We start from the raw sequence: 26,314 nt of genomic DNA on the forward strand, positions 1-26,314 counted from the left end.
CGGCGCGCGCTGCCCTTATGCTGACAGCCCTTCACCAGAACTCCACAGAAGGAACACCACGTGCGCATATCCTCCGCGGCCCCGCTCGCCCTGGCCGCCGTCACCGCCCTGGCCGGATCGCTGCTGCTCACGGCCCCCGCGTCGGCCGCCAGCCACCAGGGCGGGCTGCACCTCGGCACGATCCAGTACGACAGTCCGGGCAAGGACAACCGCAGCAACGCCTCGCTCAACGCCGAGTGGGTGGACATCCACAACAACGGCAGGACGAAGGTCCAGCTCAAGGGCTACAAGCTCAAGGACAACACCGGCTACACCTACACCTTCGGCAGCCGCACGGTCGGCGCGGGCAAGACCGTCCGGGTCCACACCGGCAAGGGCACGAACACCTCCGCCCACGTGTACTGGAACCGCGGTTCGTACGTGTGGAACAACACCGGCGACAAGGCCCGGCTGATCAAGCCGAGCGGCACGCTCCACGACTCCTGCTCCTGGACGAAGACGGGCAAGGGCACCAAGAACTGCCACTGATCCCGCCGCCGGCCGGTACGCGAGCGCCGCGCCCGGCCGGTACACGGGGACCGTGTCGGCACGGCGACGGGTGGCCGAACAACGGGCGGCCGTCTCCTGGGACTACGATCGCGGGCACCGCAGCGAGACCAGGAGTACCGACCGTGTCCCAACCGCGCATCGCCGTTTCCGTCGTCACCATGGGCGACCGACCGCAGCAGGTCGAGGCCCTGCTGCGCTCGGTGGCCGGGCAGGACGTCCGTCCCGCCCGGCTCGTCGTCGTGGGCAACGGCACCCCCCTCCCCGACTTCGCCGGTTTCCCCGGCCTGTCGGACCTCTCCGGCGGTGTGACGGTGATCGAACTGCCGGAGAACCTGGGCTGCCCCGGCGGCCGCAACGTCGCCCTGGCCCGGTTGGCGGAGTTCGGCGACGTGGACGTGGTCATCGAACTCGACGACGACGGACTCCTGGTCGACGACGGGGTGTTCCGCACGGTCCAGGAGATGTTCGCCGCCGACCCCCGGCTCGGCATCGTCGGCTTCCGGATCGCCGACGAGCACGGCGAGACCCAGCGCCGCCACGTACCGCGGCTGCGGGCCGGTGACCCGATGCGGCCCGGACCGGTCACCGCCTTCCTCGGCGGCGGCCACGCCTTCTCGATGGAGATGCTGGCCGAAACCGGGCACTGGCCCGCGGAGTTCTTCTTCACACACGAGGAGACGGACCTGTCCTGGCGGGCGCTCGACGCGGGCTGGAAGATCCTCTACGAGCCCGGTCTGCTGCTCCAGCACCCCAAGACGTCCCCGGCCAGGCACGCGGTCTACTACCGGATGACGGCCCGCAACCGGGTCTGGCTGGCCCGCCGCCACCTGCCCCTCCCGCTGGTCCCGGCCTACCTGGGCACCTGGACCCTGCTGACGCTGGCCCGCACCCGCTCGGCGACCGGGCTGCGCGCCTGGGCCGGAGGCTTCGCGGAGGGCGTCCGCACCCCGTGCGGACGGCGGCGGCCGATGCGGTGGCGCACGGTGTGGCGGATGACGCGGCTGGGACGGCCGCCGGTCATCTGAGCCCGCGGCCCCCGGCGTACGGGCCGCGGGGCCGTCAACTGCCGTCGTACGGAAGGATCTGGCGCAGCAGGCCCCTGGGGTGGCCGCGTTTGCGCCATTCCCTCGGGTAGCCGAGGGAGACCTCCTCGAAGCGCACCCCGTCGTACCAGGTGGTGCGCGGGATGTGCAGATGCCCGTAGACCACCGCCGCCGTGGGGAAGCGCAGGTGCCAGTCGGCGGTGAGCGAGGTGCCGCACCACTGGGCGAACTCCGGGTACCACAGCACGTCCGTCGGCGCGCGCACCAGCGGCCAGTGCCCGGCGATCACCAGGGGCACGGACCGGTCGTGGGCCTCGAGGCGCCGCTCCGTCTCCGCCACCCGGGCCCGGCACCACTCCTCGCGGCTCGGGTACGGGTCGGGGTACAGCGTGTACTCGTCGGTGCACACCACACCGGTCCGGCGCGCGTACGCCAGGGACTCGGCCTTGGTCGTGGTGCCCGGCGCCCGGAAGCTGTAGTCGTACAGCACGAACACGGGCGCCACCGCCACCGGCCCGCCGGGCCCGCGCCACACCGGGTACGGGTCCTCCGGGGTGTCCACCCCGATGCTCCGGCACAGCTCGACCAGATGCTCGTACCGTTCCTGGCCCCGCAGCCGGACCGGGTCGCGCGGGAGCGTCCACAGCTCGTGGTTGCCCGGGGTCCAGATCACCCGCGCGAACCGGTCCGCGAGCAGCCGCAGCGCTCGCTCCACCTCGTCCGGCCGCTCCGCGACATCACCGGCGACGATCAGCCAGTCCTCGTCCGAGCCCGGCCTCAGGGACTCCAGGAGGCGACGATTGTCCGCCATCGCCGTGTGCAGATCGCTCACGGCCAGCAGTGCTCCCTGGCTCGTCTCGGTACGTTCGGACATACAGAACCCTCCCCGCCGGTCACCTGGACGGAATACTGCCTCACCCCGGCCCGGCCCGGGGCCGGGACCGTCGAAGCCCGGCCGCCGGAACTGGCGGCCCCAGGCAGCGGAGGGATGATGGAGACGTCCGCGGACGCGGCACGGGACCGTCGGCAGAGCCGGGAGAGGGAGCTGAGCGACAGGTGGACGGCAAGACCCTCCCGGGCGCGCCCGGACACGACGGGCTCCCGTTCGCGGACAGCGCGGCCGGAGCGCTGCTCGACGCGGACGGGCTGATCGTCGGCTGGACACCCGCGGCTGCGGAGCTGTTCGCGTTCACGGCCGAGGAGGTCTGCGGCCGTCCCGCCGTGGAACTGCTCGCGGACCCTGCCTCCGGACCGGTGGTGCCCGAGGGGCACCGCGACGCCGCCTGGTCCGGCGAGACCCTGGTGCGCACCGGCCGGGGCCAGGACATGAGGATCGTCTTCCACGCGCTGCCGCTCGCGGTCCCCGGCGGGGCGGACCGGTTCTTCGTGCTCTGGGCCCCGGTCGGGACGGTGGACCGGTGGCGGCAGGACCAGGCGTTCACCCGGGAGCTCTTCCTCCAGGACCGGCTGGGGCTCGCGGTGTTCGACGCGGAGCTGCGGCTGGTCAGGACCAACACCCATCTGCTGCCGTACACCGGTCTCCTGCCGGATCTGCGCGGCCGGCGCCTCGGGGACTTCCTGGAGCCCCAGGGCGCGGCGGCGCTTGAGGAGCAGCTGCGCGAGGTACTGCGGACGGGCCGTCCGCTGATCCTCGCGAAGGAGACCGTGCGGACCATCGAGGACCCGGGCGGCGGGGTGGTGATGGCCGTCTCCGCGTTCCGGCTCCAGGCCCCGGACGGGCAGGTCTTCGGGGTCACCGCGCTGTTCACGGACGTCACCGAGCAGCGCCGCTCCGACGAGCGCCTGGCGGTCCTGCACCGGGCCACCGCGGCCGTCGGCGGTTCGCTGTCGGTCGCGGGGACCGGCGAGGAGCTGGCCCATGTGCTGGTGCCCGAACTGGCCGATCTCGCCGTGGTGGAGATCGCCGAGGCGGTGTTCACGGGCGAGGAGCCGGTCCCGGGCGAGGACGGGCTGCTGCCGCTGCTGCGGACCGCGGTGGCCGGGGAGGCTCCCGGGGCGGAGGGGGCGGCTTCACAGCCCCCGGAGGGGGTGGCGGACGGCGCCGCGGTGCGGGCCGATCCGCGGTGCGCCCCGGTGGTGAACCACTCCCCCGCGTCGATGACCGCTCCGCTGCGGGCCCGGGGCAGCTTCCTGGGGCGGGTGACGGTGCGGCGCGGTCCCGGACGGCCCGCCTACGCCCTGGCCGATCTGGACCTGCTGGGCGAGATCGCCGCGCGCGCCGCCCTCGCCGTGGACAACGCCCGCCGCTACACCCGGGAGCACCGGGCCGCCGTGGGTCTCCAGCGCAGTCTGCTGCCGCCCGCACAGGCGGAGACCGTCGCCGTGACCACGTCCGGCTTCTATCTGCCCGCCGACACCGCGACCGGCGTCGGCGGCGACTGGTTCGACGTGATTCCGCTGTCCTCCGCCCGGGTCGCCCTGGTCGCCGGGGACGTGGTCGGGCACGGCCTGGGGGCCACCGCCACCATGGGGCGGCTCCGTACCGCCGTGCGCACCCTCGCCGATCTCGACCTGGAACCGGACGAGCTGATGGTCCACCTCGACGACCTGGTCTCCCAGCTCCGCGACGAGCCGGGCGAGGCCGACGGGGCGGGCGGCGCGGCCGGGACGGGCGACGGCTCCGGCCGGCCCACCCCGTTCACCCGTACGGACGAAAGCGACGCGGAAAACGGCCACCGGTCCGCCGATCCGGTCGGTGCCACCTGCCTGTACGCGGTCTACGACCCGGTCTCCCGGCGCTGCGCGGTGGTCTCCGCCGGGCACCCGCCGCCCGCCGTCGCCGCCCCGGACGGCACCGTCTCGTACGTACCCCTGAACCCCGGGCCCCCGCTGGGCGTCAGCGGCGTCCCGTTCGAGGTGACCGAGGTCGAGCTGGAGCCCGGCAGTCTCCTCGCCCTCTACACCGACGGGCTGATCGAGGGCCGCGACAGCGATGTCGACGCGGGCATGGCCGAACTCCGCCGCCGTCTGGCCCGCCCCGGCGCCACCACCGCACCGCTGCGGCAGCTCGGCCGGGAGATCATCGCCGCCCGCCCCCCGCACCAGCTCGCCGACGACGTCACCCTGCTGCTCGCCCGCACCCACGCGGTGCCGCCCGGGAACACCGCTGTCTGGCCGGTGGACGCCGACCCCGCCGCCGTCGCCCAGGTCCGGCAGGAAGCGGCCCGCCAGCTGCGGGCCTGGGGGCTGGAGGAGCTGGTCTTCACCACCGAGCTGGTCCTCAGCGAGCTGGTCACCAACGCCATCCGGCACGCGGGCGGCCCGGTCGAGGTACGGCTGATCCGCGCGAAGCAGCTGACCTGCGAGGTCTCCGACCCCAGCGCCACCCAGCCCCGGATGCGCCGGGCCCTGCTCACCGACGAGGGGGGCCGCGGCCTGTACCTGGTCGCCCAGCTCACCACCCGCTGGGGCAGCCGCTACACCCGGCGCGGCAAGACGATCTGGGCCGAACAGCCGCTCCCTGACGCCTGAGCACGTGCCGGGCGACCTCTGACCGGACGACCTCTGACCGGGCGTCCGCTCCCTGGCACGCACACCGGGCCACGTCCGCCCCCTGACACGCACACCGGGCCACGTCCGCCCCCGCGGTCGAAGGCCACCTGCCGGGCTCCGGCCCTCCGGAGGTGCGCGCCCCTTGAGGACCCCGTCTCCCGCATGCTAGAAAACGCTTACTGCGGCGCCGCCCACGCACTGGCTCACTCCCCCCGGAGCTTCGATGACATCTGCCTGGTCCCGTCGTGTCCTGCTGGCCACGGGCGGTGGTGCGGCGCTCGCCCTCGGCCTGCCGTCCCCCGCCCCGGCCGCCGCCCTCCCGGCCCCCTCGTCCCCCGCCCCGGCCGCCGACGACGCGTTCGCCGCGCTGCGCGCGAAGTGGCGCGAGCTGTATCTGGGCAGCGGATTCAGCCCGACCGCCGAGCCGTTCAGGTCCAAGCTCGCCGAACTCGGCGCCCAGGCCGCCGCCCACCGCTCCGCGATGGCACCCGCGCGCGGCTCGCTCTGGCCGGACCTGGTCTACCTGGACCCCGATCCGGACACCGACACCGAGTCCTTCGGCTTCTCCGCCCGCATGACCACCAGCTACAACCGGCTGCGCACCATGGCGGAGGCGTACGCCCAGCCCGGCACCGGCCTCACCGGCGACACCGTCCTGCGGGACGCGGTCGTCACCGGCCTCGACCACCTCCACGCCGATGTCTTCAACCCGGCGACCCCCCGCTACGGAAACTGGTGGGACTGGCAGATCGGCGCGCCCCAGGCCCTGATGGACACCTGCGTCCTGCTCCACGACACGCTGACGGACGCTCAGCGGGCCGCGTACTGCGGGGCGGTCGACCACTTCCTGCCGGAGTCGGCCATCGGCTCGTACACCGGCACCAGCACCGGAGCCAACCGCGTCGACCTGTGCCGGGGGATCATCCTGCGCGGCATCGTCGGCGCGAACGCCGCCAAGATCGCGCTGGCCGCCGCAGCGCTCTCGCCGGTCTTCCCCTACGTCACGAAGGGCGACGGCTTCTATCCGGACGGCTCGTTCGTCCAGCACACCAGCATCCCGTACATCGGCGGCTACGGCGCGGTGCTCAACGACGGGCTCGGCCGGCTCTTCGCCCTGCTGCGCGGATCGGCCTGGGAGATCACCGATCCGGGCAGCCGTCAGTTCCTCGACACCATCGAGGCGGCCATCGCCCCGTTCGTGTACGACGGGCTGATGATGGACAACGTCTCGGGCCGCGGCATCACCCGGGCCGGCACCAGCGACCACACCCGCGCCCATGGCGTCATGGCCTCCATCGTGCTGCTGGGCCTGGGCGCCGACCCCGCGGAGAACGCCCGCTGGCGGGCCATGGTCAAGGGCTGGCTGGTCCGCGACCGCTACGCCCCCGCGCTCGCGAGCGGTTCGCTGAGCCTGGTCAACACCGCACGCCTGCGGGCCCTGCTCGACGACGCGACCGTCACGCCCGCCCCCGAACCGTCCGCGCACCGCGTCTTCCACCACATGGACCGGATCACCCACCGCCGCCGCGGCTGGGGCGCGGGGCTCTCCATGGCCTCGGCGCGGATCGCCCACTACGAGTTCGGCAACGGGGAGAACAAGCGGGGCTGGCACACCGGTTCGGGCTGGCTCCAGTGGTGGGCCGACGGCACGAACCAGGACCAGTACTCCGACGCCTACTGGCCGACCGTCGACCCCTACCGGCTGCCCGGCACCACCGTCTCCCGGAAGAGGATGGCCGACGGGCAGGGCGGCGCCTGGGCCAATCCGGTACCGGACACCCGGTGGGTCGGCGGCACCGGAGACGGCGAGTTCGGCACCACCGGCCAGCACCTCCAGGGCCTGGCGAGCACCCTGCACGCCCGCAAGTCGTGGTTCTGGCTGGACGACTGCGTGGTCTGCCTCGGCTCCGGCATCACCTCCGCCGACGGCACGGCCGCGGAGACGGTGGTCGACAACCGCTTCCTCGGCACCGACGGCACCCGGCGGCTGCTGCTCGACGGCGAGGCGCAGCCCACCGGCCAGGGCTGGAGCACCACCCGCACCACAGAGTGGGCCCATGTCGACGGGCACGCCGGGTACGTCTTCCCCGGCGGCACCACCCTGCACGCGCTGCGCGAGGAACGCACCGGAGCCTGGCGGGACGTCAATGACGGCGGCTCCGCCACCCCTCTCACCCGCAGGTACCTGACTCTCTGGCAGGACCACGGCACCGACGCGGCGGACGGCTCCTACGCGTACGTCCTGCTGCCGGGCGCGAGCGCCGAACGCACCGCCGCCCGCGCCGCGGACACCGGCTGGCTGCGCATCCTCGCCCAGGACGCGGACCGCACCGGCATCCACGTCCCGTCGCTCGGCTTCACCGGGATCACCTTCTGGGCGGCGGGCACGGCGGGCCGGGTCACGGTGAACGCGCCGGTCTGCGTGCAGATCCGCGAGAAGCGCGACGGCACCGCCACGGTCTGCGTCGCCGACCCGTCCCGCACCGTCACGGGCCTCAGCCTCACCTGGCGCCGCCCGGTCAGGTCCGTGCTGTCGCGGCCGGGGAGCGTCACCGGGGTGCGGACCGGCTCCGCGCTGAGCCTGACGTACGGCGACCTGAGCACGAGCGCGGGCGCCACGCACACGGTGCGCGTCCGGCTGCGCTGACCGGAGTCCGGTTCACCCGGCGCCGACCGGGCCGCCGGAGCGCAGGCCCGCCGCGAGCAGGGCCACCAGCCGGCCAGCCCGGTCCCGCTCGTCGCTCCGGCCGGGCCCGCCGGTCATGAGCAGGTGGTGGAGGGTGCCGACCAGGGCGAGGGCCGCGGCGGCGGTGTCGGCCCCCTCCGCGACCCTGCCGCCGCGGCGCTCCGCTTCCAGGTAGCCGGTGATCGCCTCCTGCACCGTGCCGAAGCCCGGCGCGCCGCCCTCCAGGGCCGCCCGGACGCGGGCGGAGGCCGCGGGGCGGGCGAGCGCCAGACCCGCGACGGTGGGCCCCGCCGAGGCCAGCAGCGCGAGGGCGACATCGAGCAGGTTCGCCTCGACGGTGCCCTGCCCCGCCCGCTCCGCCAGCCCCTCGGCGTGCCGGGCCACCCGGGCGAACCGGTCGAGCACCAACTCCGCGACGAACTCGTCCAGTCCGTCGAAATGGGCGTGCAGCAGCCCCTTCGCGCAGCCCGCCTCGCCGGTGATCGCCCTGCTTGTCAGGGCTCCCGGCCCCTCCCGCTCCAACACCCGCTCCGCGGCGGCGAACAGCCGCTCGCGTACGTCCGGAGTCGTCACACCACGCGGGGACATGAGCCCCTCCCTCTCTGCCTGTTTACAGGTATGGGCATCTGCCCATACCTTGAATGGGCACACGCCCATACTAGGTCGTGTGCACCGGGAGAACAGGGGATCGGGATGCGCCACCTCGTCAACGCGCAGCAGGAGCAGGCGTGGAACGGATACGAAGGGACGCACTGGGCCGAGAACCAGGCGCGCTGGGACGACGTGAACGACGGGTTCAACGAACTCCTGCTCTCCGCCGCGCGGATCACGCGGCGCGACCGCGTGCTCGACCTCGGATGCGGGGCGGGCCGCACCACCCGGCTGGCCGCGCGACGGGCGAGCGACGGCCTGGTGACGGGGGTGGACCTGTCGGCCCCGATGCTCGCCCGCGCCCGGGAATCGGCGCGGCGGGAGGGAATCGGCAACGCGGTGTTCGAACGGGCCGACATCCAGGCCCATCCGTTCGAACCCGGCTCCTTCGATGTCGCGGTCAGCCGCTTCGGGGTGATGTTCTTCGCCGATCCGGTGGCCGCCTTCGCCAACGCGGGGAGGGCGCTGCGCCCCGGCGGACGGATCGCCTTCGTCTGCTCCGCCGACCCGGGCCGGACCGAATGGCTCGGGGCGGTCCAGGGGCTGCGCGAGATCCTGCCGGTCGGCGGTCTGGGCACTCCGGGCGCCCCGGGGATGTTCTCGCTCGCCGAGCCGTCGACCGTACGGGAGGTGCTGTCCGGCGCCGGTTACGAGGCCGTCAGCAGCGAGCGGGTGGAGGCGCACGGGACCTGGGGCCGGGACGCCGCCGACGCGGCCGCCTTCCTGCTGGGCTCGGGTCCGGGCCGCCATCTGCTGGACCGGGCCGGGCCGGACGACCGGGAGCGCGCCCGGCGCCACCTCGTCGGCCTGCTGCGGCCGTACGAGCGGGACGGGGCGCTCCGGTTGCGTACCGCTGCCCTGCTGGTCACCGCCCGGCGCCCGGGGTGAGCGCGGGGCGGTGACCTTCGGGCCCCCGGTTTCAGGCCGCCGCCTTGTCGGCGGACGCGGACGCGGGCGAGGGGGCGGTGCGCAGCGTCAGCAGGGCGGCGAGGCCACCGGCCACGGCCAGGACCGCGGCCCCGGTGAAGGCGGCGGAGAAGCCGTCGGTGAGAGCCGCCGGGTCACCGAGTTCCCGGGCACCGTGCGCGGAGGCGATCGCGGTCATCGCGGCGAGACCGAGCGCGGAGCCGACCTGGTAGCTGGTGTTGACGATCCCCGAGGCGAGTCCGCCCTCCTCCGGGCGGGCGCTGGAGAGCGCGGTGCCGAGCGACGGGATGAACGCCAGGGACATGCCGGCCGCCGAGAGCAGCGAGGCGGGCAGGACATCGACGAGGAAGCTGCCGTCCGGGCGGGCCAGCGAGAGCCAGAACATGCCCGCGCCGAGCGCCAGCAGACCCAGGACGATGAGGGGCTTGGGCCCGAACCGGGAGATCAGGCGCGGCGCCAGGACGATCATCATGACCATGATGGCGACGGTCATCGGCAGCAGCGCGGCGCCGGAGGCGAAGGCGCCCAGGCCCAGGACCTGCTGGAGGTAGAGGTTGAGGAAGAACCACATGGGAATCCACGCGGCGGCCATCAGCAACTGGGCGATGTTGGCTCCCGCCAGGTTGGGCGCCCGCCAGATCCCCAGCCGCATCAGCGGTTCGCGCCGCTTGGACTGGATCGCGACGAAGGCGGCGATCAGTGCCGCCCCGGCCAGCAGGACCAGCCAGGTCTCGCCGGAGCCCCAGCCGGTCTCGGGAGCCCGGACGATGGCGTAGACGACAGCGGCCAGGCCCACGGTGACGGTGACCGCCCCGGCCAGGTCGATGGAGCCGCGCCGCCCCGCACCCGCGGGCATGACGGCGGGCGTGGCGATGAGGACGATCAGCGCGACGGGGATGTTGATGTAGAAGACCCAGGGCCAGCTGGCGTACTGGGTGATGACGCCGCCGAGGAAGACTCCGGCGGTGCCCCCGGCCGGGGCGGCGGCGCCGTACAGCGCGAAGGCCTTGCCCAGCTCCTTGGGGCGTGAGCCGAACAGAGTCATCAGAAGAGTGAGCGCGGACGGCGCGATCAGCGCGGCACCCACGCCCTGGAGGGCGCGGCCGGTCAGCTCGGCCCAGACCTCGCCCGCGAGGCCGGCGGCCAGGGAGCCCGCGGCGAGTACGACCCATCCGGCGCTGAACAGGCGGCGGGCGCCGAGCAGATCGGAGAGCCGGCCGCCGAGCAGCAGCAGTCCGCCGAAGGCGACGACGTAGGCGTTGAACACCCACGACAGGTTCTCCTGGGAGAAGCCCAGGTCGGACTGCATCTTGGGGAGGGCCACCCCAATGATCGACGTGTCCATGATGACCATGAACTGAGCCAGGGCGATCAGGGCGAGCGCGGACCATCTCCGCGCATCGGCCTGCGCGTTCGGCGCGCTTCGTGCGGTTGATGCGGACATCGCAGAACAACTCCTATACCGGAGGGGGGTATCGACGCGAGGAAACATACCCCCTGGGGGTACCAATTGCCACCCCTGGACCCGGAAGGCCGCCTGGCCCGATCCGGCCGGTGCCGCGTGACGCCCGAATCTTCGTCCGATAGCTTTTCTCGACGGACTGACGAAACGTCATCAAGGCGACCAATAGCAGACATCACATGAAAAAGGGGCAAGGAGTGACAGAGACGTACCGCACCGTGGAGTTCTCGGAGTACGGAGGCCCCGAGGTGCTGCGTGTGGTGGAGCGCGAACTGCCCGCCCCCGGCCCCGGACAGGTGCTGCTCGCGGTCCGTGCCGCCGGGGTGAATCCGCTGGACTGGCGGCTGCGCGGCGGGAGCGTCGCGCAGATGATGCCGGTGGAGTTCCCCTTCGTGCCCGGCGGTGACGTGGCGGGAGTCGTCGTGGCCACCGGTGGGGACGTGACCGGGATCGCCGAGGGCGACGAGGTGTTCGGCTCGATCGGCTCCGGCGGCTACGCCGAGTTCGCCCTGGCCCCTGCGGCGCAGCTGGCCCAGAAGCCCGAGGGGGTGCCCTGGGAGGTCGCGGCGGGACTGCCGGTGGCCGTCAACACGGCGTACCAGGTGCTGGGCGAACTCGGGGTGGAGAGCGGGGAGACCCTGGTCGTGGACGGGGCGGCGGGTGGTGTGGGGTCCGTGGCCGTGCAGCTCGCCCGGCAGCTCGGCGCGACCGTGATCGGCACGGCGAGCGAGCGCAACCACGCGTACCTGCGCTCGCTCGGCGCCGAACCCGTGACGTACGGCGAGGGCCTCGCCGAGCGGGTGCGCGCCGTCGCGGCGCAGGGGGTGGACGCGGCGTTCGACGCCGCCGGACGGGGCTCGCTGGCCGCGCTCGTCGAGCTGACCGGCGGACCGGAGCGCGTGGTGACCATCGCCGACCACCGGGCGGCGGAGCACGGGGTGCGCTTCTCGTTCGCCGGGCCCGAACGGCTTCGCGAGCGCCTCGGCCGGGCGGCGGAACTGGCGGCGGGCGGGGCACTCGGTGTGACGGTGGCCCGGACGTACGCCCTGACCGAGGCGGCCGACGCCCACCGGGAGAGCGCGGACGGCCATGTGCGCGGCAAGCTGGTCATCGTCCCGGGCCGGGGCCCTGCCCCGACCGGCCCGGTCGGCCCAACTGGCCTTTTGCACAGGGGATAAGGGAGGATGCCGGGGCACCACACGCGTAGCACGTAGCGCGCGATCATCTTCGGCCTGGAGGACACGGGTGGCACTTCAGCGGATCTCGGCCCGCAACGCCCGGTTCCAGCAGCTGCAGACACTGCTCGGCAACCGCGCCAAGCGGGGGCGCGCCAAGGAGTTCCTGGTCCAGGGCGTGCGTCCGATCACGATGGCCGTGGAGCACGGCTGGACCATACGCTCCCTGATCCACGACGCCGACCGCCCGCTCTCCCGGTGGGCCGAGGACCTGGTGCGCCGGGCCGGTGCCGAACGCATCGCGATGGCACCGGGGTTGCTCGCCGAGCTCAGCGAGAAGGGTGAGGGGGCGGCGGAGCTGCTGGCGGTGGTCGGGATGGCGCCGGACAGCCTGTCGCGGATCCCGGTCCACGAGGACTTCCTCGGGCTGCTCTTCGACCGGCCGACGCAGCCCGGCAACATCGGGAGCATCGTGCGGTCGGCCGACGCGATGGGCGCCGACGGGCTGATCGTCACGGGGCACGCCGCCGATCCGTACGACCCCAAGTCGGTCCGGGCGTCGACGGGTTCCCTCTTCTCCGTGCCCGTGGTGCGCAGCCCCTCGCACCGCGAGGTCATGGAGTGGCTGGACGGGGAGCGCGCCCGGGGCCGTCCGGTGGCCGTCGTCGGCACGGACGAGAACGGCGACGCGGAGATCGCGGACTTCGACCTGGTCCAGCCGGTCCTGCTGCTGATCGGCAACGAGACGACGGGCCTCAGCGCGGCCTGGCGCGCGCTCTGCGACCATGTGGTCAGCATCCCGATGACCGGCTCCGCCAGCTCCCTCAACGCGTCGAACGCCGCCTCCGTCGTCCTCTACGAAGCACGCCGCCAGCGCCTGGCGCGGAGCGGGCACACCAGCCGGGCGGCGTCGGCCGTCCCGGCTCAGCGCCGGTAGGCCCGGTCGGCCGCCGCCCGCGCCGGGGCGGGCGGCAGCGGGGCCGCCCCGGGCCGCGTGACGGCCGCGCGGCCCGGGATCAGAACAGCGCCCGGCGCAACCACATGGCGAGCCCCTCGACCATCAGCACGATGGCCAGCACCATCAGAATGACGCTGGTCACCACACCGAACTCCTGTACCCGGCTCGCGTTGATCAGGTAGTACCCGACACCGCCCGCGCCGACGATGGCGGACCTGCTCCGGATCCGGCCCGCCTACGATGAGCGCCGTGACTACGAACAACACCGAGGTCAGCTCCGTCGTCATCCTTGGCTCTACCGGGTCGATCGGCACACAGGCGATCGACGTCATCCGGCGGGCTCCGGACCGGTTCCGAGTACGAGCACTCTCCGCGGGAGGCGGGAACCCGCTCCTGCTGGCACGGCAGGCCCTGGAGCTGGGAGTGGAGACGGTGGCCGTCGCCACGTCGGCCGCGAAGGCCGGGCTGTCCGACGCGCTCAAGGCCGAGGCGGACGCGCTCGGCAGGAGCGGCTCGCCACTGCCGGAGATCATCTGCGGACCGGACGCGTCGACCCAACTCGCCTCCCTGCCCTGCGATTCGGTGCTCAACGGCATCACCGGCTCCGTCGGGCTCGACCCGACCCTCGCGGCACTGGACGCGGGCAGCCGCCTGATCCTGGCCAACAAGGAGTCGCTGATCGTCGGTGGCCCGCTCGTGAAGAAGCGCGCCAAGCCCGGTCAGATCATCCCGGTCGATTCGGAGCACTCGGCCCTCTTCCAGTGCCTCCAGGGAGACAAGAGCGAAGCCGTGCGCAAGCTCGTACTGACCGCGAGCGGCGGCCCGTTCCGCGGCCGCACCCGTGCCGAGATGGCCGACGTCACGCCCAAGGAGGCCCTGGCCCATCCGGTCTGGGACATGGGGCCGGTCAACACGATCAACTCCGCCAACCTGGTCAACAAGGGGCTTGAGGCCATCGAGGCGCATCTGCTCTTCGATGTCCCCTTCGACCGCATCGAGGTGGTGATCCACCCTCAGGTCATGGTGCATTCCATGGTGGAGTTCATCGACGGGTCGACGCTGGCGCAGGTGAGCCCGCCGGACATGAGGCTGCCGCTGTCCCTCGGTCTCGGCTGGCCGGACCGGGTGCCCGACGCCGCTCCGGGCTGCGACTGGACCCAGGCGTCCACCTGGGAGTTCCACCCGGTCGACGACGACGCGTTCCCCGCGGTCAGGCTCGCCTGCGAGGTAGGAGAGGCGGGCGGGACTATGCCCGCGGTGTTCAACGCCGCCAACGAGGAATGCGTCGCGGCCTTCTCGGCGGGTCAGCTCTCGTTCAACGGCATCGTCGACATCCTCGCCCGGGTGGTGGAGGAGCACGACCACGTGGGCAACGACGAGGTCACCCTGGAGGCGATCGCCGGGGCCGAGCAGTGGGCGCGCTCGCGCGCGAAGGAGCTGACCGGCCTCCTGTGAGACCGGCACACCCCGCTGACTGTCGGCGGGGGGTGCCGCGGTCCGGGAGCGGATGCCCTCTCCCGGTTCTCACCGCGTCTCCCCGAGGAGGTAGCGGCGGTAGCGGCGGTTCAACCGGTCCATGTCGAGCAGGACGAAGAAGTCGGCGACGCCGAACTGCGGGTCATGGGCCGGAGCTCCGCACACCCGGGCGCCGAGATGCGCATAGCCCCTGAGCCTCGGGGGCAGGGCGGCGTGGCCGGGTGCCGCTGCGCCGGGGCCCCGCGGCACCCACGGCCGGTGCGGGCGGACCCTGAGTCCGCCGGGGGCCATGTACGCGGTGGCGCTGGCGAGCCACGCGGCGGACGCGGCGCGTCCGCCGTCGTCCAGCGGCACGGAGGCGCAGCCGCCCAGGTAGCGGCGGCCGGAGAGCAGGGCGTACCGCGCCGTACCGGCCCACAGCAGTCCGATGACGGCGCCCCCGCGGTGGCCGGGGTGGACGCAGGAGCGGCCGACCTCGATCATCGAGGAGCGCACGGGTAAGAGACCGCGCAGGTCGAACTCGGTCTCGGCGTAGGAGCCGCGGGGGCGTCCGGGCGGCAGGAGGCGGTGGGTTCCGACGACTTCGCCCGTGGTCCTCTCGGTGACGATCAGGTGCTCGGCCAGGTCGTCGAAGGCGTCCACGTCGTGGCCGCCGACCGGTGTGTCGAGCCGGGCGCCCAGCTCCTGCGCGAAGACGCGGTACCGCAGCCGCTGGGCGGCCCGGATCAGTGGCTTCGTGTCGGCGATGGAGGTGACGTAGTCGTTGCGGACCGCGGGCGTGGACGTCGGCAGCACGGTACCTCTCCGTTCGGTGGGCCCGCGGAGAGGGCTGGACCACGTCGTTCGGCCGGCCCGCTCAGCGGGGCGGTGGCCCCTCGGAGACAACCGTAGAAGCGGCGCACCGGACGGAGTAGTGGTCAAAGGGCAGTGCGGACCCTGACTCTCGTCAGGGTCGCGGGCCCCACCGCGGTCACCCCTCGCGCAGTTCGAGCGTGCAGCACTTGACGCTGCCCCCGGCCTTGAGCAGCTCGGTGAGGTCGACGCCGATCGGTTCGAATCCGCGCTCGCGCAGTCCCGCCATGAGCGTCGTCGCGGACTCCGGGAGCAGCACGTGGCGGCCGTCGCTGAAGGCGTTGAGGCCGAACACCGCCGCGTCCTGCGGTGTCGCGAGGAGCGCGTCGGGGAAGAGCTCCCGCAGCACGGCCCTGCTGCCCTCGGTGAACGCCTCGGGGTAGTACATGACTTCGTCGTCGCCGAGTACGGCGAGCGCGGTGTCGAGGTGGTAGAAGCGGGGGTCGACCAGGGTCAGCCCGGTGACCGGTACGCCGAAGAACTCCTGGGCCTCGGCGTGCGAGCGCGGGTCGGTGCGGAAGCCGGTGCCCGCCAGGAGCCTGCGGCCGACGAGGAGGTAGTCGCCCTCGCCCTCGTTGATGTACTCGGGCCAGTGGGTCTCGGTGAAGCCGTTGGCCCGCAGCCAGGACAGGTACAGCGGCCCCTCCGCCGTCCGCTCCTCGTGGCGGAAGCGGGCACCGAGCACACGTCCGTCGACCACCGTGGCGCCGTTGGCCGCGAACACCATGTCGGGCAGGCCGCCCTCCGGCCGGATGACCTCCACCGTGTGGCCCAGATCCCGGTAGAGGCCGCGCAGTTGCTCCCACTGGGCGAGGGCGAGGGCCCCGTCGACGGGCTTCTCGGGCTCCATCCACGGGTTGATGGAGTAGGTGACGTCGAAGTGGCTGGGCGAGCACATCAGCAGCCGGCGCGGCACCGCGGTGCGCGGAGCGGGCACCCCGGCGGCCGGGGCGGACTGGGCGATGACACCGTTCTCGGGCATGTCTCTTCCTTCGTGGTCTTCCTGTGGTTCGGAGTGCCGGGCCGCCCGTCGCAGGGCGGGCGGGCCGGTGGGGAACGGGCGGATCTCCGTCAGGGGTTCGCCGGAGGCTCCGTTCCCATGGCCGATCGGCTGCATTTCCGGTTCTGCGGAAGTGACCGGCATTACCTGTCCCTTGTCACCGTTCCGTTGCTCACAAAACTGCGGAGCGGGATCAAGAAGTGGCTTACATTTGGCATGGGTTGATTCGATCCGATGTCGAGACCATCACCTCGCACGAACCTACCAGGAGTGAGAATCGTGTATCGAACCATGATGAAGTCGAAGATTCACCGGGCCACCGTGACTCAGGCGGATCTGCACTATGTCGGGTCGCTCACCATTGACGCCGACCTGATGGAATCCGCGGACCTGCTCCCCGGGGAGAGGGTCGACATCGTCGATATCGACAATGGTGCACGGCTTTCCACCTATGTCATCGAGGGCCCCCGGAATTCGGGGATCATAGGCATCAACGGCGCGGCGGCGCGGCTGATCAGCCCCGGCGACCTCGTCATCATCATCGCCTACGCGATGGTGACGGACGAGGACGCGGGGAAGCTGGAGCCCCGCGTCGTCTTCGTGGACGGGGACAACAGGGTGACCGGCCTCGGCTCGGACCCCGCCGAGGTTCCGGCCGGTTCCGAACTCCGGCGCGGGGACGTGGTCGGCGGCTAGAGGGGCACGTGGCGGCGGCCGGAGCGCCGGGGTCCGGCCGCCGCCCCGCGGGGCCGTCACGCCGTACCGCGCGCCCCCGCGCCGTGGGCGGACAGGGGGCGGGGCCCGGGTGCGGAACGCAGCGCGTCGAGCAGGGCACGGTTCACCGTCGCCGGGTCCTCGAGGTAGCCGATGTGCCCCAGACCCTCGATGACCTGGAACGTCGCGCCGGGAATGGCACCGGCGACCTCCCTGCCGGAGGCGGGCGGGGTCAGGACGTCGTCGGCGAAGGACAGGACGTGGCAGGGCACGGCAATGCCGCGGTACGCGGCGAGCCGGTCCGGCATCGGGTAGAGCCCGCGCTGGGCGCGTGCCGCCGATTCGGCCCCCGCGGTGAGCTCGAACAGCTCCAGCCAGTCCTGGGTCCGCAGGTCGTCCGTGTAGCTCCGCCGGGACACCTGCTGAAGGACCTGCACCACCGCCCGGTAGCGCGGCGGCAGCACGATGCCGAGCTCGTCGAGTTCGCCCTCCGCCAGTACCAGGGCCGTGCTCAGAGCGTCGCTGCGGCCCCGCGCCGCCATGAGAACGAGCCTGCTCACCAGTCCGGGGCGGGAGAGCGCCAGTTCCGCCGCGATCCGTGACCCCAGTGAGGTTCCGACGACCGCGCAGGGCCCGATGCCGAGGTGCTCGATGAGCGCGGCGACATCCGCGGCCATGTCGTCGACGGTGAAATCGGGCGGACTTTCATCGTCCGGAGAAACACCACGGTTGTCGAAGGTGACGACCTGGTGCCCGGCCGCCACCAAAGCCGGGACCTGATGGGTGTGCCACGCCCTTCCACTGCCACCGGAACCCATGATGAGAACCACGGGTGTACCGCTCCCGGAAACCTGGTAGTTCACCCTGAATCCATCGCGGACCCTTATGTGCATGTGTACTCCTCGTGCGTGCGGGCGGTGATAGTCCCGAACCGGTCTGCGTACAGCGACAATCGCGCCTGCGTGAAAGGCTTCCGCTTTCCGCGGACCCTGTTATGTGATGTCAGCGTTCGAATCCTCATGGATACGCTCATGAAGAAGGCGAAAGGACAGGGGCATGATGTCTGGCGGAATCAACCCGTTCTCCCGGGAACTGGCGGCCTGCGCCGAGGACGAGGTCCTCACCATCGAGGCGGCCAGCGGCGGGGGGCCCGCATGGCTCCGTGAGAACGCCGGAGCGCTGCGCTCGGCCGCCCTGGAGCGGGGCGCGGTGCTGGTGCGGGGGCTGGGTGTCGGCAGCCACGCCGACGCCGCGGCGGCGAGCGGCGCGCTCACCTCGGAGCTGATGACGGAGGTCGAGGGCTTCGCGCCGCGCAGGGCCCTGGGGGGCGGCGTGTACTCCTCCTCGGAGTGGCCGCCGGACCAGCCCATGTGCATGCACCATGAGTTGTCCAGTGCCGCCCGGTACCCGCAGTGGATGGTCTTCTCCTGCCTGAAGGCGGGTTCGTCCGGTGGCACGGTATCGGTGGCCGATGCCGCGAAGGTCCTCGAATCGCTGCCGGGCTCGATCACGGAGCCCTTCGAACGGGAGGGCTGGCAACTGGTGCGCAACTACGACCAGTTGGTGGGCCTCTCGTCGGCCGAGGCCTTCGCCCTGGAGGATCCGGAGGAGGTCGACCGGTACTGCCGTGCCCACGGGATCGAGGTCCGGCGCGCCCCGGGGGGCCTGCAGACCCGCCAGGTCCTGCCCGCCGTGGTGAAGCACCCGCTGACCGGGCGACGCTGCTGGTTCAACCAGATCGCCTTCCTCAACGAGTGGACGATGGACCCGGACGTCCGGGAGTTCCTGGTGGGCGAGTTCGGTGCGCAGGGGCTGCCGTTCACCACGTTCCTCGGGGACGGGACGCCCCTGGATCCCTCCGTCGTGGAGGACATCAACGCCGTCTACGACAAGCACGCCGTGGAGGTTCCCTTCCAGGACGGTGACCTCCTGCTGGTGGACAACATCGGCACCGCGCACAGCCGTGACCCGTACCGCGGCGACCGCGAGATCGTGGTGGCGCTGGGAGACCCGCTGCCCAGGCTGGCGGGGTAGGCCGCGCCGGGCCGGGCGGACGGGCCCGCCTTCCACCGTCCGCCCGGTGCGGCGGGCTGGCCGCCTCACCGGTCCGGTCCGAAGCTCAGCGTCCGGTAGGTGGTCACGTTCCCCGCCAGCGCGGAGCACGCCTGGACGGCGCGCACGATCTTGTGCGACCGGTCCGTGTCGGCGTTGTCGATCAGGACGCCGAGTGATGTCCCGCTGTGTGCCGCGACGACACCGAGCCCGCCGGTCTCCTCGCAGATCGCGATCATCCGCTCCAGGGTCCGCTTGGGCCGCAGTGCCTGGTTCATCACCGCGCTGCGCGTGGCGACGGCCCCGACCCTCCCGAGGTCGCCGCTCTCCACGGCTGCGGCGAGGGAGTCCAGCAGCCGGGCGTACTCGCGGTGTTCCGCGGCGCTGAACGGTTTGGGGATGCGGTTGAACTCGACGGTGTCGACGGTGCCGCCCTCGTCGATGCCGACCACGGTCATGGGGCGCAGCGAGCCGAGCGTCCGGTGCAGCCGGACCCGGCGGTGGTGGTAGGCGACGACGCTGTCGTAGAGGACACCGTCGGTCGGTTCGATCCTGCCGAGGTAGGACTCGATGCGGCGGGGCGGCATGGCGAGGCCGAGGGCGTTGCCGGCGGCCCTGGCGGTGGCCACCAGGTCGGCCGAGGAACTGGCGAGGCCCTTGCCCTCGGGCAGGGCGCTGTCCAGGGTCAGGAAGCCGCCGAGCGGAACCGGCAGATCTTCCATGATCATCGAGATCAGCCGGGCCGCCTTGTGCTTGTGCTCGGGGAACACCCGCACGGCCCTCGACGTGGGATCGGTACGGAAGGTCGCCACGGTCCAGCGCGCGATGGGCAAGGTCACCAGGAAGTCGCCACCGGGGCCGGGCAGTACGCCCTGAAGCAGCTCGCCGAAGGTGCCGAACGCCGTGCTGACGCCGGTCGTCCCCCGCCGGGGCGGGGCCGCGTACCGGAGGGCGGCGGTCGTGGCGGACTCGTCCTTGAGACCATTACGGGAAGGTGCCAACTCTGATCCCCAGTCACGTGAATTGGAACGTTCGCAGTGATCCCGAGCCCGCAGGTCTCGTGGCCTGAGCCGAATGCTGCGGGAACCGCTGTCCTGCGCCAACGGTGCCAAGGGACCGGACCGGCGTCAACGAGCTGTATCCCTCTCGCAAAGTGCCAGCTCACTGGCGGCCTTCGTGGATGTCCGGTGCCCTGAGGTGCGGGCCAGCCGGTTCGGTAGGGTCGGCCGTGTGATGAAGCATGGGATCGCGGAATCCGGGGTGCGGCCCGGGGCACCGAGGCCGTTACCCGGATTCGGGAAGACGCTGCTGTTCGATGTGGCGTTGTGGGTGGTGCTGGCCGGTGCGGGCGGGTGGGGGTTCTGGTCCGCGCTGCAGCCCTCGGTGGTACGGGACCTGGTGCTGCCGTTCGCCGTCCTCGCGGTGGCCGTTCCGGGGAGCCGTCGCTGGCCGGGCGCCGCGGTGTTCGCGGTGAACGGGCTGTGCGCGCTGGGCCTGGCCGACGAGTCGAACCCGGCCAACGCCTACGCCGTGGCGCTGGGCGCGATGACGTATCTGCTGGGTGCCCGCGCGAAAGTGGGGCGCGTTCCCCTGACGGTGCTCGCCTCGTGCCTGGTCATCGACCTCGCGCTGTGCGCGGTGCTCGGGCGGGGGGCGATCTGGTGGTTCTACGCGGTCACCATCCTTCCGGTGGCGCTGCTGGTGCCGTGGCTCGTCGGCCGCTACCAGCAGGCACGGCGGGCCCTGGTGTCGGACGGGTGGCGGCTCGCGCGGACCCTGGAGGAGCAGCAGCGCTTCGTCGCCGAGCAGGCCCGGCTGCGGGAGCGGACGCGCATCGCGGCCGACATGCACGACTCCCTCGGGCATGTGCTGAGCCTGATCGCGTTGCGCGCGGGCGCGCTGGAACTGTCGCCGACGCTGAGCAGCCAGGACAGTGCCGACGTGGCGGAGCTGCGGAAGGCCGTCTCCGAGGCCGTCGACCATCTGCGGGAGACCGTGACGGTGCTGCGCGACGGCCCGGACGCGGACGGCGATCACTCCTCCATCGAGTCCGTCGAGGAGCTCCTGGGCCGGGCCAGGGCATCCGGGATCGCGGTGGACCTGGTCCGGGAGGGCGACAGCCCGTCCCTGTCGCCGCTCGTCGGGCACGCCGTGTACCGCGTGGTGCAGGAGTCCCTGACGAACGCGACGAAGCACGCTCCCGGCAGCTCCGTGCACGTCCGGATCACCCATGAGGGCGGCCGGACGGAGGTCAGTGTGACCAACTCGGCCCCTCCGGCGGGTCCGCTGCCCGGCGTGGTGCGGGGCAACCGCGGTCTCGCCGGGCTGCGGGAGCGGGTCGGCGCGCTCGGCGGGCAGCTGCGCGCCGAACCGTTCGAGCGGGGCTTCCGGGTCACCGCGGTGATGCCCGACCGGGTGGGCGGCGGCCGTACGAACCGTCTCCCGCAGTCCGCGCCGGACGACGGGGCGGAGTCGGCGCGCCGGATGGGGGACGCGCGGCGCACGGTGCGGCTGCGGTTCATCGTGGCGTTCGTCGCACCGGCCGCCCTCGCCCTGATCGTGCTGCCCGCCGCCGGGTACCTCGCCTACCAGCTGGCGACGTGCATACTGCACCCGACGGCCTACGCCTCCATACACGTGGGGCAGCAACGGCAGGAGTTCGACGGCCTCCTGCCGTTGCAGAGCTACCCGTACCCGACCGACGCCGCACGGTCGGTTCCCCGGCCGGCCGGCAGCGCGTGCGAGTTCTACCGGTCGAACGGCAACCTCCTCGACGAGGTCGACCTGTACCGGCTGTGCTTCTCGGGGGACCGCCTGGTCGCCAAGGACGTCGTTCCGGGCAACCCGGACAGATCCTGAGCCCCGCGCCTACGGTGTGTGCGGCGGGGCTGTCACCAGCTTCGCCGCCAGCACTCCCCCGATGGCCGCGATGTGCTCGGGGACCGTCAGCATCTGTTCGTGCTCGGCGTCGACCGGGTGGTCCTCGACGGCGCCGCCGACGTACGGCGTCCACGTGTGCGCCCCGGCCCGGCCGGCGATCCGCTCCGGTACCCGGGTGGCGGTGAACAGCAGCATGTCGCCGTCGTACCGGCCGGGCCGGTGCTGTGCCAGCAGGCGGCTGTGGTGGATCCACACGTCCTTCATCGCCAGCAGGGTGTCCTCGCCCACCGCCGCCAGCGGGTGGCCGCTGTCCTCCAGGAAGCGCAGGTAGCGCGCGATCAGTGCGTCCCGGGCGGTGGTGAGCTCCGCCTCGTCGAAGGCGAAGCGGGAGGCGGTGAAGTTGTCGACGAGCAGCCGGTCCTCCAGCTCCCGCAGCGTCTGCTCCAGCACGCGCTCCTCGGCCGCCTCCCCGCCGGCGTGCGGGTAGGCGTCCACCAGCGCCAGCAGCTCCACTTCCTGGCCGCGCGCCCGGAGTTCCACCGCGAGGGCGTGGCACAGGACACCGCCGAAGGACCAGCCGAGGAGCCGGTAGGGGCCCTCCGGCTGGATCTCCAGGATCTGCCGGAGATAGTCCTCGGCCATCTCGCCGACTCCGGCAGGCATCGTTCCGGGGCTGCCGAGCGCCCTGGCCTGGAGCCCGTACACGGGGATCGACGGGTCGAGGTGGGTGAGCAGGCCCGCGTAGCACCAGGACATCCCGCCGCCGGGGTGGACGCAGAACAGCGGCCGGTCGTCCCCCGTGGTCCGCAGCGGCAGCATCGGGGCGAAGGAGTCCCGGGTGCCGCTGCGTTCCACCTCCCGGGCGAGGGCGGCGGGGGTCGGGGCCTCGAACAGGCTCCGTACGCTCAGTTCGGCGCCCAGTTGCTCGCGCAGGAGCACAACGACCCTGGTGGCGAGGAACGAGTGGCCGCCGAGGGCGAAGAAGTCGTCGTCCGGGCCGACTTCCCCGGCCCCCAGCACCTCGGCGAACAGCGCGCAGATCCGCTTCTCCGCCTCGGTCGCCGCCGAGCGGGGCGCGGGGCGGTCCACCTCAAGGGCCAGCAGCGCACGCCGGTCGAGCTTTCCGTTGCGGGTGAGGGGGAGTTCGTCCACCACGACGTACTCCGCCGGGACCATGTACTCGGGCACGGTCCGCAGCAGTCCGGCCCGCAGGTCCGCCGCGACCGGTGTGCGGTCCGTGGCCGGTACGACGAACGCGGCGAGGGAGGAGCCGTCCCGGACGAGTACGGCCGCCGAGGACACCGCCGGATCGCTGCTCAGGGCCGCCGCGATCTCGCCCGGCTCGATGCGGAAGCCGCGGATCTTGACCTGGTCGTCGCTGCGGCCGAGGTGGTGCAGCTGTCCGTCGGCGGTGCGGCGCACGAGGTCTCCCGTGCGGTACATCCGGTCGCCCTTCCCCTCGAAGGGGCAGGCCACGAACCGTTCGGCGGTCATGCCGGGGCGTCCCCGGTATCCGCGGGCCAGGGCGGATCCCGAGGTGTACAGCTCGCCCGGCATGCCCGGCGGTACGGGGCGCAGCCACGAGTCCAGCACGTGGGCGTGGACGTTGGGGAGCGGTTCTCCGATGGCGGGCGTACCGGTCCACTGCGTGGTGTCGGCGGGCAGGGACACCGCCGTCACCACGTGCGTCTCGGTGGGGCCGTAGTGGTTGTGCAGGGCCACTCGGCCCGCCGCGCGGGAGAAGAACTCCCGGACGGCCCCGCGGGTCACCAGGGCCTCGCCGGCCTGGGCGACGTGCCGCAGGGCGGGCAGCTCCTCGCCGGTCTCCAGCGCCGCGGCGCACACCGCGTCCAGGACGAGGGTGGGCGCGAACAGCTCGCCCACTCCCGCGTCGCGCAGCCAGCCGACGAGTCCGGCCGGATCGCGGCGTACGTCCTCCGGGCAGATCGCGAGGGTCTTGCCGGACAGCAGCGCGGAGAGCATCTCCTGGGCGGACACGTCGAAGCCGGTGGAGGTGAACTGGGCCGTGACCGTGCCCTCGTGGGCCGGGATCGCCCGGTGGTGCCAGTCCAGGAGGTTCCTGATGGCGCCCGTCGTCATCTCGACGGCCTTCGGCTCACCGGTCGAACCCGAGGTGTGCAGGATGTAGACCGGGTGGTCGGGGAGGAGCGGTCCGCCACGGTCGGCGTCGGTGATCCGCTCCGGGGAGGCCGCCGCGAGCGCCTTCGCGGTGGGCACCAGGACGGGGCCGGTGTAGCCGTCGGCCAGTTCACCGGTGGTCAGCACGACCACCGGGCGGACGTCGCCCAGGACGTACCGGATGCGTTCCGTCGGCAGCAGCGGGTCGGCGGGGAGGTAGGCGGCGCCGGTCTTGAGGGTGGCGACCAGCCCCACGACGAAGTCCACTCCGCGCGGAAGAGCCAGGGCGACGACGGTGTCGGGGCGGGCCCCGTGCTCCAGCAGCAGGTGCGCGAGCCGGGTGGACCGGTCGTCGAGCTCCGCGTAGCTGAGCGTCGTGGCCCCGTCCACCACGGCCGGGGCGTCCCGGTGCTGCCGGGCCCGTTCGGCGAAGAGGTCCGCCAGACCGGCGGCCGGGGCGGTCACGGGGGTGGCGTTCCACGCGTCGATCGCGTCCTGCTCGTCGGGGAGTACGAGGCCGACGGCCCCCGCGGTGAGCTGCGGGTCACGGGTGACCTGGTCGAGCAGCCCGGTCAGCCGCCGGACCAGCCGCCGGGCGGTCGGTTCGTCGAACCGGTCGGCGTCGTACTCGAGGGCCCCGGTCAGACCGTCGGGTTCGCCCTTCGCGGTGCGCAGTTCGGCGACCGACAGAAGCAGGTCGAACTTGGCGGTGGCGGTGGCGGTCCCTTGCGCCCCGATGACCAGGTCCCCGGCGGCCGTGCGCGTCGCGGAGTCGTCCAGGCCACCTGTGTTGTTGAAGGTGAGCATGACCTGGAAGAGGGGGTGGCGGGAGAGGGAGCGTTCGGGGTTGATGATGTCGACGAGGCGTTCGAAGGGGAGGTCCTGGTGGGCGTAGGCCCCGAGGTCGGTCTCCCGGACGCGGGCCAGCAGCTCGCGGAAGGTGGGGTTCCCGGACAGGTCGTTGCGCAGGACCAGGGTGTTGATGAACAGGCCGACCAGGTCGTCCACGGCGTCGTCGTCGCGCCCCGCGACCGGCGTGCCGATCGGCACGTCGTCGCCGGCTCCGGAGCGGGACAGCAGCAGGGCCAGTGCGGCCTGGACCACCATGAACACCGTCACCCGGGAGTCACGGGCGAGCCCGGTCATCGCCTGGTGGACGGCGCCCGGCACCTGGAACTCGACCCGGCCGCCGGTGTGGGAGGGGACGGCGGGGCGGGACCGGTCGGCGGGCAGGGCGATCCCGGCGGGGAGGTCGCTCAGCTGGTCCTTCCAGTAGTCGATCTGCCGGGAGACCAGGCTGTCGGGGTCGTCCTCGGAACCGAGGAGCTCGCGCTGCCAGAGCGCGTAGTCGGCGTACTGCACCGGCAGCGCGGCCCACCGCGGACCCTCCCCCGCCGCCCGCGACTGGTACGCGGCGGCCAGGTCGCCGATGAAGGGCCGCATGGACCACGCGTCGACGGCTATGTGGTGAAACGCGATGTGGATGACGTGCTGGTCGGGGGCGGTCTCGAAGAGCGCGGCCCTGACCGGGATCTCGGTGGTCAGGTCGAAGCCATGACGTGCCGCTTCGGCAAGGCGGCTGGACAGCTCGTCCTCGGTCACGGACTCCATCTGCCACGGCACGTCCGCGTTCTGGAGAACGACCTGGTAGGCACCCTCGGCGTCCTCCGCGAAGACGGTGCGCAGGCTCTCGTGCCGCTCCACCACGTCCCCGAGCGCAGCCCGCAGCGCCTCACGGTCAAGCTTCCCCGTCAGACGCAGAGCCAGAGGAATGTTGTACGTCGGGTTCGGCCCGTCCAGACGGTCCAGGAACCACAGCCGCTGCTGGCCGAAGGACAACGGCAGCCGCTCCGGACGCCCGCCCGCCCGCAGCACCGGACGCGCGTCGGACACCCGGTCCAGCACCCGCGACAGCCCCGCGACCGTCGGATTCTCAAACAGCTCCCGGACCGACACCTCCGCACCGAGAACAGACCGCAGACGCGACACCAGCCGGGTCGCCAGCAGCGAATGACCGCCCAGATCGAAGAAACTCTCATCGATCCCGACCGCGCCCCGGCCCAGCACCTCACCGAACAGACCGCACACGATCTCCTCCCCCGGAGACCGCGCCACCCGGGATCCCGCACCCACAACCCCGAAATCAGGAGCCGGCAGGGCCCGCCGGTCAACCTTCCCGTTCGGAGTCAGCGGCACAGCGTCCAGCACCACCACCACCGACGGAACCATGTACTCCG

The 26,314-nt window shown here is 72.6% G+C and carries 19 protein-coding genes; 11 read left to right on the top strand and 8 right to left on the bottom strand.

From position 1 onward, the window contains the following. The first annotated feature begins 60 nt into the window (after nt 1-60). Nucleotides 61-528: a lamin tail domain-containing protein gene (locus ACFVWY_RS25910; protein ID WP_389876687.1), complete on the top strand. Its 468-nt coding sequence runs from the start codon at nt 61-63 to the stop codon at nt 526-528. A gap of 143 nt (nt 529-671) precedes the next feature. Continuing rightward, on the top strand, nt 672-1,574 hold the full coding sequence (locus ACFVWY_RS25915) for a glycosyltransferase family 2 protein (RefSeq protein ID WP_389876689.1): 903 nt from the start codon (nt 672-674) through the stop codon (nt 1,572-1,574). A gap of 34 nt (nt 1,575-1,608) precedes the next feature. Here ACFVWY_RS25915 and ACFVWY_RS25920 read toward each other — a convergent pair whose 3' ends face one another. Then, nucleotides 1,609-2,466, bottom strand: coding sequence for a metallophosphoesterase family protein (locus ACFVWY_RS25920; RefSeq protein ID WP_389876691.1), 858 nt, complete (start codon nt 2,464-2,466; stop codon nt 1,609-1,611). Nucleotides 2,467-2,648: 182 nt separating this feature from the next. On the opposite strand from ACFVWY_RS25920, the gene ACFVWY_RS25925 reads away from it, so the two are divergent. Together ACFVWY_RS25925 and ACFVWY_RS25930 are read left to right on the top strand one after the other, a co-directional pair. Further along, the gene (locus tag ACFVWY_RS25925) at nt 2,649-5,084 is read left to right on the top strand and encodes a SpoIIE family protein phosphatase (RefSeq protein ID WP_389876692.1); all 2,436 of its coding nucleotides are present in this window, start codon (nt 2,649-2,651) and stop codon (nt 5,082-5,084) included. A 244-nt stretch (nt 5,085-5,328) separates the two neighbouring features. Next, the gene (locus tag ACFVWY_RS25930; protein WP_389876694.1) at nt 5,329-7,752 is read left to right on the top strand and encodes a polysaccharide lyase 8 family protein; all 2,424 of its coding nucleotides are present in this window, start codon (nt 5,329-5,331) and stop codon (nt 7,750-7,752) included. Nucleotides 7,753-7,764: 12 nt separating this feature from the next. Here the strand turns inward: ACFVWY_RS25930 and ACFVWY_RS25935 are convergent, their stop codons facing one another. Then, complete coding sequence (locus tag ACFVWY_RS25935; protein ID WP_389876696.1) at nt 7,765-8,379, bottom strand: TetR/AcrR family transcriptional regulator; 615 nt, start codon at nt 8,377-8,379, stop codon at nt 7,765-7,767. A gap of 105 nt (nt 8,380-8,484) precedes the next feature. On the opposite strand from ACFVWY_RS25935, the gene ACFVWY_RS25940 reads away from it, so the two are divergent. After that, nucleotides 8,485-9,330: a class I SAM-dependent methyltransferase gene (locus ACFVWY_RS25940; protein ID WP_389876697.1), complete on the top strand. Its 846-nt coding sequence runs from the start codon at nt 8,485-8,487 to the stop codon at nt 9,328-9,330. Nucleotides 9,331-9,361: 31 nt separating this feature from the next. Here the strand turns inward: ACFVWY_RS25940 and ACFVWY_RS25945 are convergent, their stop codons facing one another. After that, nucleotides 9,362-10,813 carry an MFS transporter gene (locus ACFVWY_RS25945; RefSeq protein ID WP_389876699.1) on the bottom strand — a complete coding sequence of 484 codons (1,452 nt, stop codon included), beginning with the start codon at nt 10,811-10,813 and terminating at the stop codon, nt 9,362-9,364. A 197-nt stretch (nt 10,814-11,010) separates the two neighbouring features. Here ACFVWY_RS25945 and ACFVWY_RS25950 point away from each other — a divergent pair, with 197 nt between their 5' ends. The 3 genes from ACFVWY_RS25950 to dxr all read left to right on the top strand — a co-directional run bounded on the left by ACFVWY_RS25950 (nt 11,011) and on the right by dxr (nt 14,419). Continuing rightward, nucleotides 11,011-12,009: an NADP-dependent oxidoreductase gene (locus tag ACFVWY_RS25950; protein ID WP_389876700.1), complete on the top strand. Its 999-nt coding sequence runs from the start codon at nt 11,011-11,013 to the stop codon at nt 12,007-12,009. A 67-nt stretch (nt 12,010-12,076) separates the two neighbouring features. Next, a complete protein-coding gene (locus ACFVWY_RS25955; RefSeq protein WP_389876701.1) occupies nt 12,077-12,943 on the top strand; it encodes an RNA methyltransferase in 867 nt (288 codons plus the stop codon). A gap of 261 nt (nt 12,944-13,204) precedes the next feature. Next, entirely contained in the window at nt 13,205-14,419 is a 1,215-nt protein-coding gene (dxr, locus tag ACFVWY_RS25960) for a 1-deoxy-D-xylulose-5-phosphate reductoisomerase (RefSeq protein WP_389876703.1), read from the top strand. Nucleotides 14,420-14,488: 69 nt separating this feature from the next. On the opposite strand, the gene ACFVWY_RS25965 is transcribed toward dxr, so the two are convergent. Next, nucleotides 14,489-15,235 (bottom strand): GNAT family N-acetyltransferase, encoded by a 747-nt coding sequence (locus ACFVWY_RS25965; RefSeq protein WP_389876705.1) that lies wholly within the window; start codon nt 15,233-15,235, stop codon nt 14,489-14,491. Between the two features lie 175 nt (nt 15,236-15,410). Beyond that, complete coding sequence (gene ddaH / locus ACFVWY_RS25970; protein ID WP_389876707.1) at nt 15,411-16,274, bottom strand: dimethylargininase; 864 nt, start codon at nt 16,272-16,274, stop codon at nt 15,411-15,413. A gap of 297 nt (nt 16,275-16,571) precedes the next feature. Between ddaH and panD the strand changes: the two genes are divergently transcribed. Then, on the top strand, nt 16,572-16,988 hold the full coding sequence (gene panD, locus ACFVWY_RS25975; RefSeq protein WP_389876708.1) for an aspartate 1-decarboxylase: 417 nt from the start codon (nt 16,572-16,574) through the stop codon (nt 16,986-16,988). A 56-nt stretch (nt 16,989-17,044) separates the two neighbouring features. Here the strand turns inward: panD and ACFVWY_RS25980 are convergent, their stop codons facing one another. Next, nucleotides 17,045-17,899 (bottom strand): alpha/beta fold hydrolase, encoded by an 855-nt coding sequence (locus ACFVWY_RS25980; protein ID WP_389876709.1) that lies wholly within the window; start codon nt 17,897-17,899, stop codon nt 17,045-17,047. A gap of 163 nt (nt 17,900-18,062) precedes the next feature. Between ACFVWY_RS25980 and ACFVWY_RS25985 the strand changes: the two genes are divergently transcribed. Beyond that, nucleotides 18,063-19,040: a TauD/TfdA family dioxygenase gene (locus ACFVWY_RS25985; RefSeq protein WP_389876710.1), complete on the top strand. Its 978-nt coding sequence runs from the start codon at nt 18,063-18,065 to the stop codon at nt 19,038-19,040. 65 nt (nt 19,041-19,105) lie between these two features. Here ACFVWY_RS25985 and ACFVWY_RS25990 read toward each other — a convergent pair whose 3' ends face one another. Continuing rightward, nucleotides 19,106-20,059 (bottom strand): kinase, encoded by a 954-nt coding sequence (locus tag ACFVWY_RS25990; RefSeq protein WP_389876712.1) that lies wholly within the window; start codon nt 20,057-20,059, stop codon nt 19,106-19,108. Nucleotides 20,060-20,291: 232 nt separating this feature from the next. Between ACFVWY_RS25990 and ACFVWY_RS25995 the strand changes: the two genes are divergently transcribed. Next, nucleotides 20,292-21,917, top strand: a complete 1,626-nt coding sequence (locus tag ACFVWY_RS25995; RefSeq protein WP_389876729.1) for a sensor histidine kinase — start codon at nt 20,292-20,294, stop codon at nt 21,915-21,917. A gap of 9 nt (nt 21,918-21,926) precedes the next feature. Here the strand turns inward: ACFVWY_RS25995 and ACFVWY_RS26000 are convergent, their stop codons facing one another. Continuing rightward, the gene (locus tag ACFVWY_RS26000; protein WP_389876714.1) at nt 21,927-26,165 is read right to left on the bottom strand and encodes an amino acid adenylation domain-containing protein; all 4,239 of its coding nucleotides are present in this window, start codon (nt 26,163-26,165) and stop codon (nt 21,927-21,929) included. Between the last annotated feature and the right edge of the window lie 149 nt (nt 26,166-26,314).

It is taken from the genome of Streptomyces sp. NPDC058195 (assembly GCF_042883525.1).
In the GTDB taxonomy this organism is placed as follows: domain Bacteria; phylum Actinomycetota; class Actinomycetes; order Streptomycetales; family Streptomycetaceae; genus Streptomyces.

Excerpts from the sequence above, each read along its gene's own strand:
- ACFVWY_RS25920 (WP_389876691.1), bottom strand. The coding sequence starts at position 2,466 with ATGTCCGAACGTACCGAGACGAGCCAGGGAGCACTGCTGGCCGTGAGC.
- ACFVWY_RS25930 (WP_389876694.1), top strand. The coding sequence starts at position 5,329 with ATGACATCTGCCTGGTCCCGTCGTGTCCTGCTGGCCACGGGCGGTGGT.
- ACFVWY_RS25935 (WP_389876696.1), bottom strand. The coding sequence starts at position 8,379 with ATGTCCCCGCGTGGTGTGACGACTCCGGACGTACGCGAGCGGCTGTTC.
- ACFVWY_RS25940 (WP_389876697.1), top strand. The coding sequence starts at position 8,485 with ATGCGCCACCTCGTCAACGCGCAGCAGGAGCAGGCGTGGAACGGATAC.
- ACFVWY_RS25945 (WP_389876699.1), bottom strand. The coding sequence starts at position 10,813 with ATGTCCGCATCAACCGCACGAAGCGCGCCGAACGCGCAGGCCGATGCG.
- ACFVWY_RS25950 (WP_389876700.1), top strand. The coding sequence starts at position 11,011 with ATGAAAAAGGGGCAAGGAGTGACAGAGACGTACCGCACCGTGGAGTTC.
- dxr (WP_389876703.1), top strand. The coding sequence starts at position 13,205 with ATGAGCGCCGTGACTACGAACAACACCGAGGTCAGCTCCGTCGTCATC.
- ddaH (WP_389876707.1), bottom strand. The coding sequence starts at position 16,274 with ATGCCCGAGAACGGTGTCATCGCCCAGTCCGCCCCGGCCGCCGGGGTG.
- ACFVWY_RS25980 (WP_389876709.1), bottom strand. The coding sequence starts at position 17,899 with ATGCACATAAGGGTCCGCGATGGATTCAGGGTGAACTACCAGGTTTCC.
- ACFVWY_RS25985 (WP_389876710.1), top strand. The coding sequence starts at position 18,063 with ATGATGTCTGGCGGAATCAACCCGTTCTCCCGGGAACTGGCGGCCTGC.
- ACFVWY_RS25995 (WP_389876729.1), top strand. The coding sequence starts at position 20,292 with ATGAAGCATGGGATCGCGGAATCCGGGGTGCGGCCCGGGGCACCGAGG.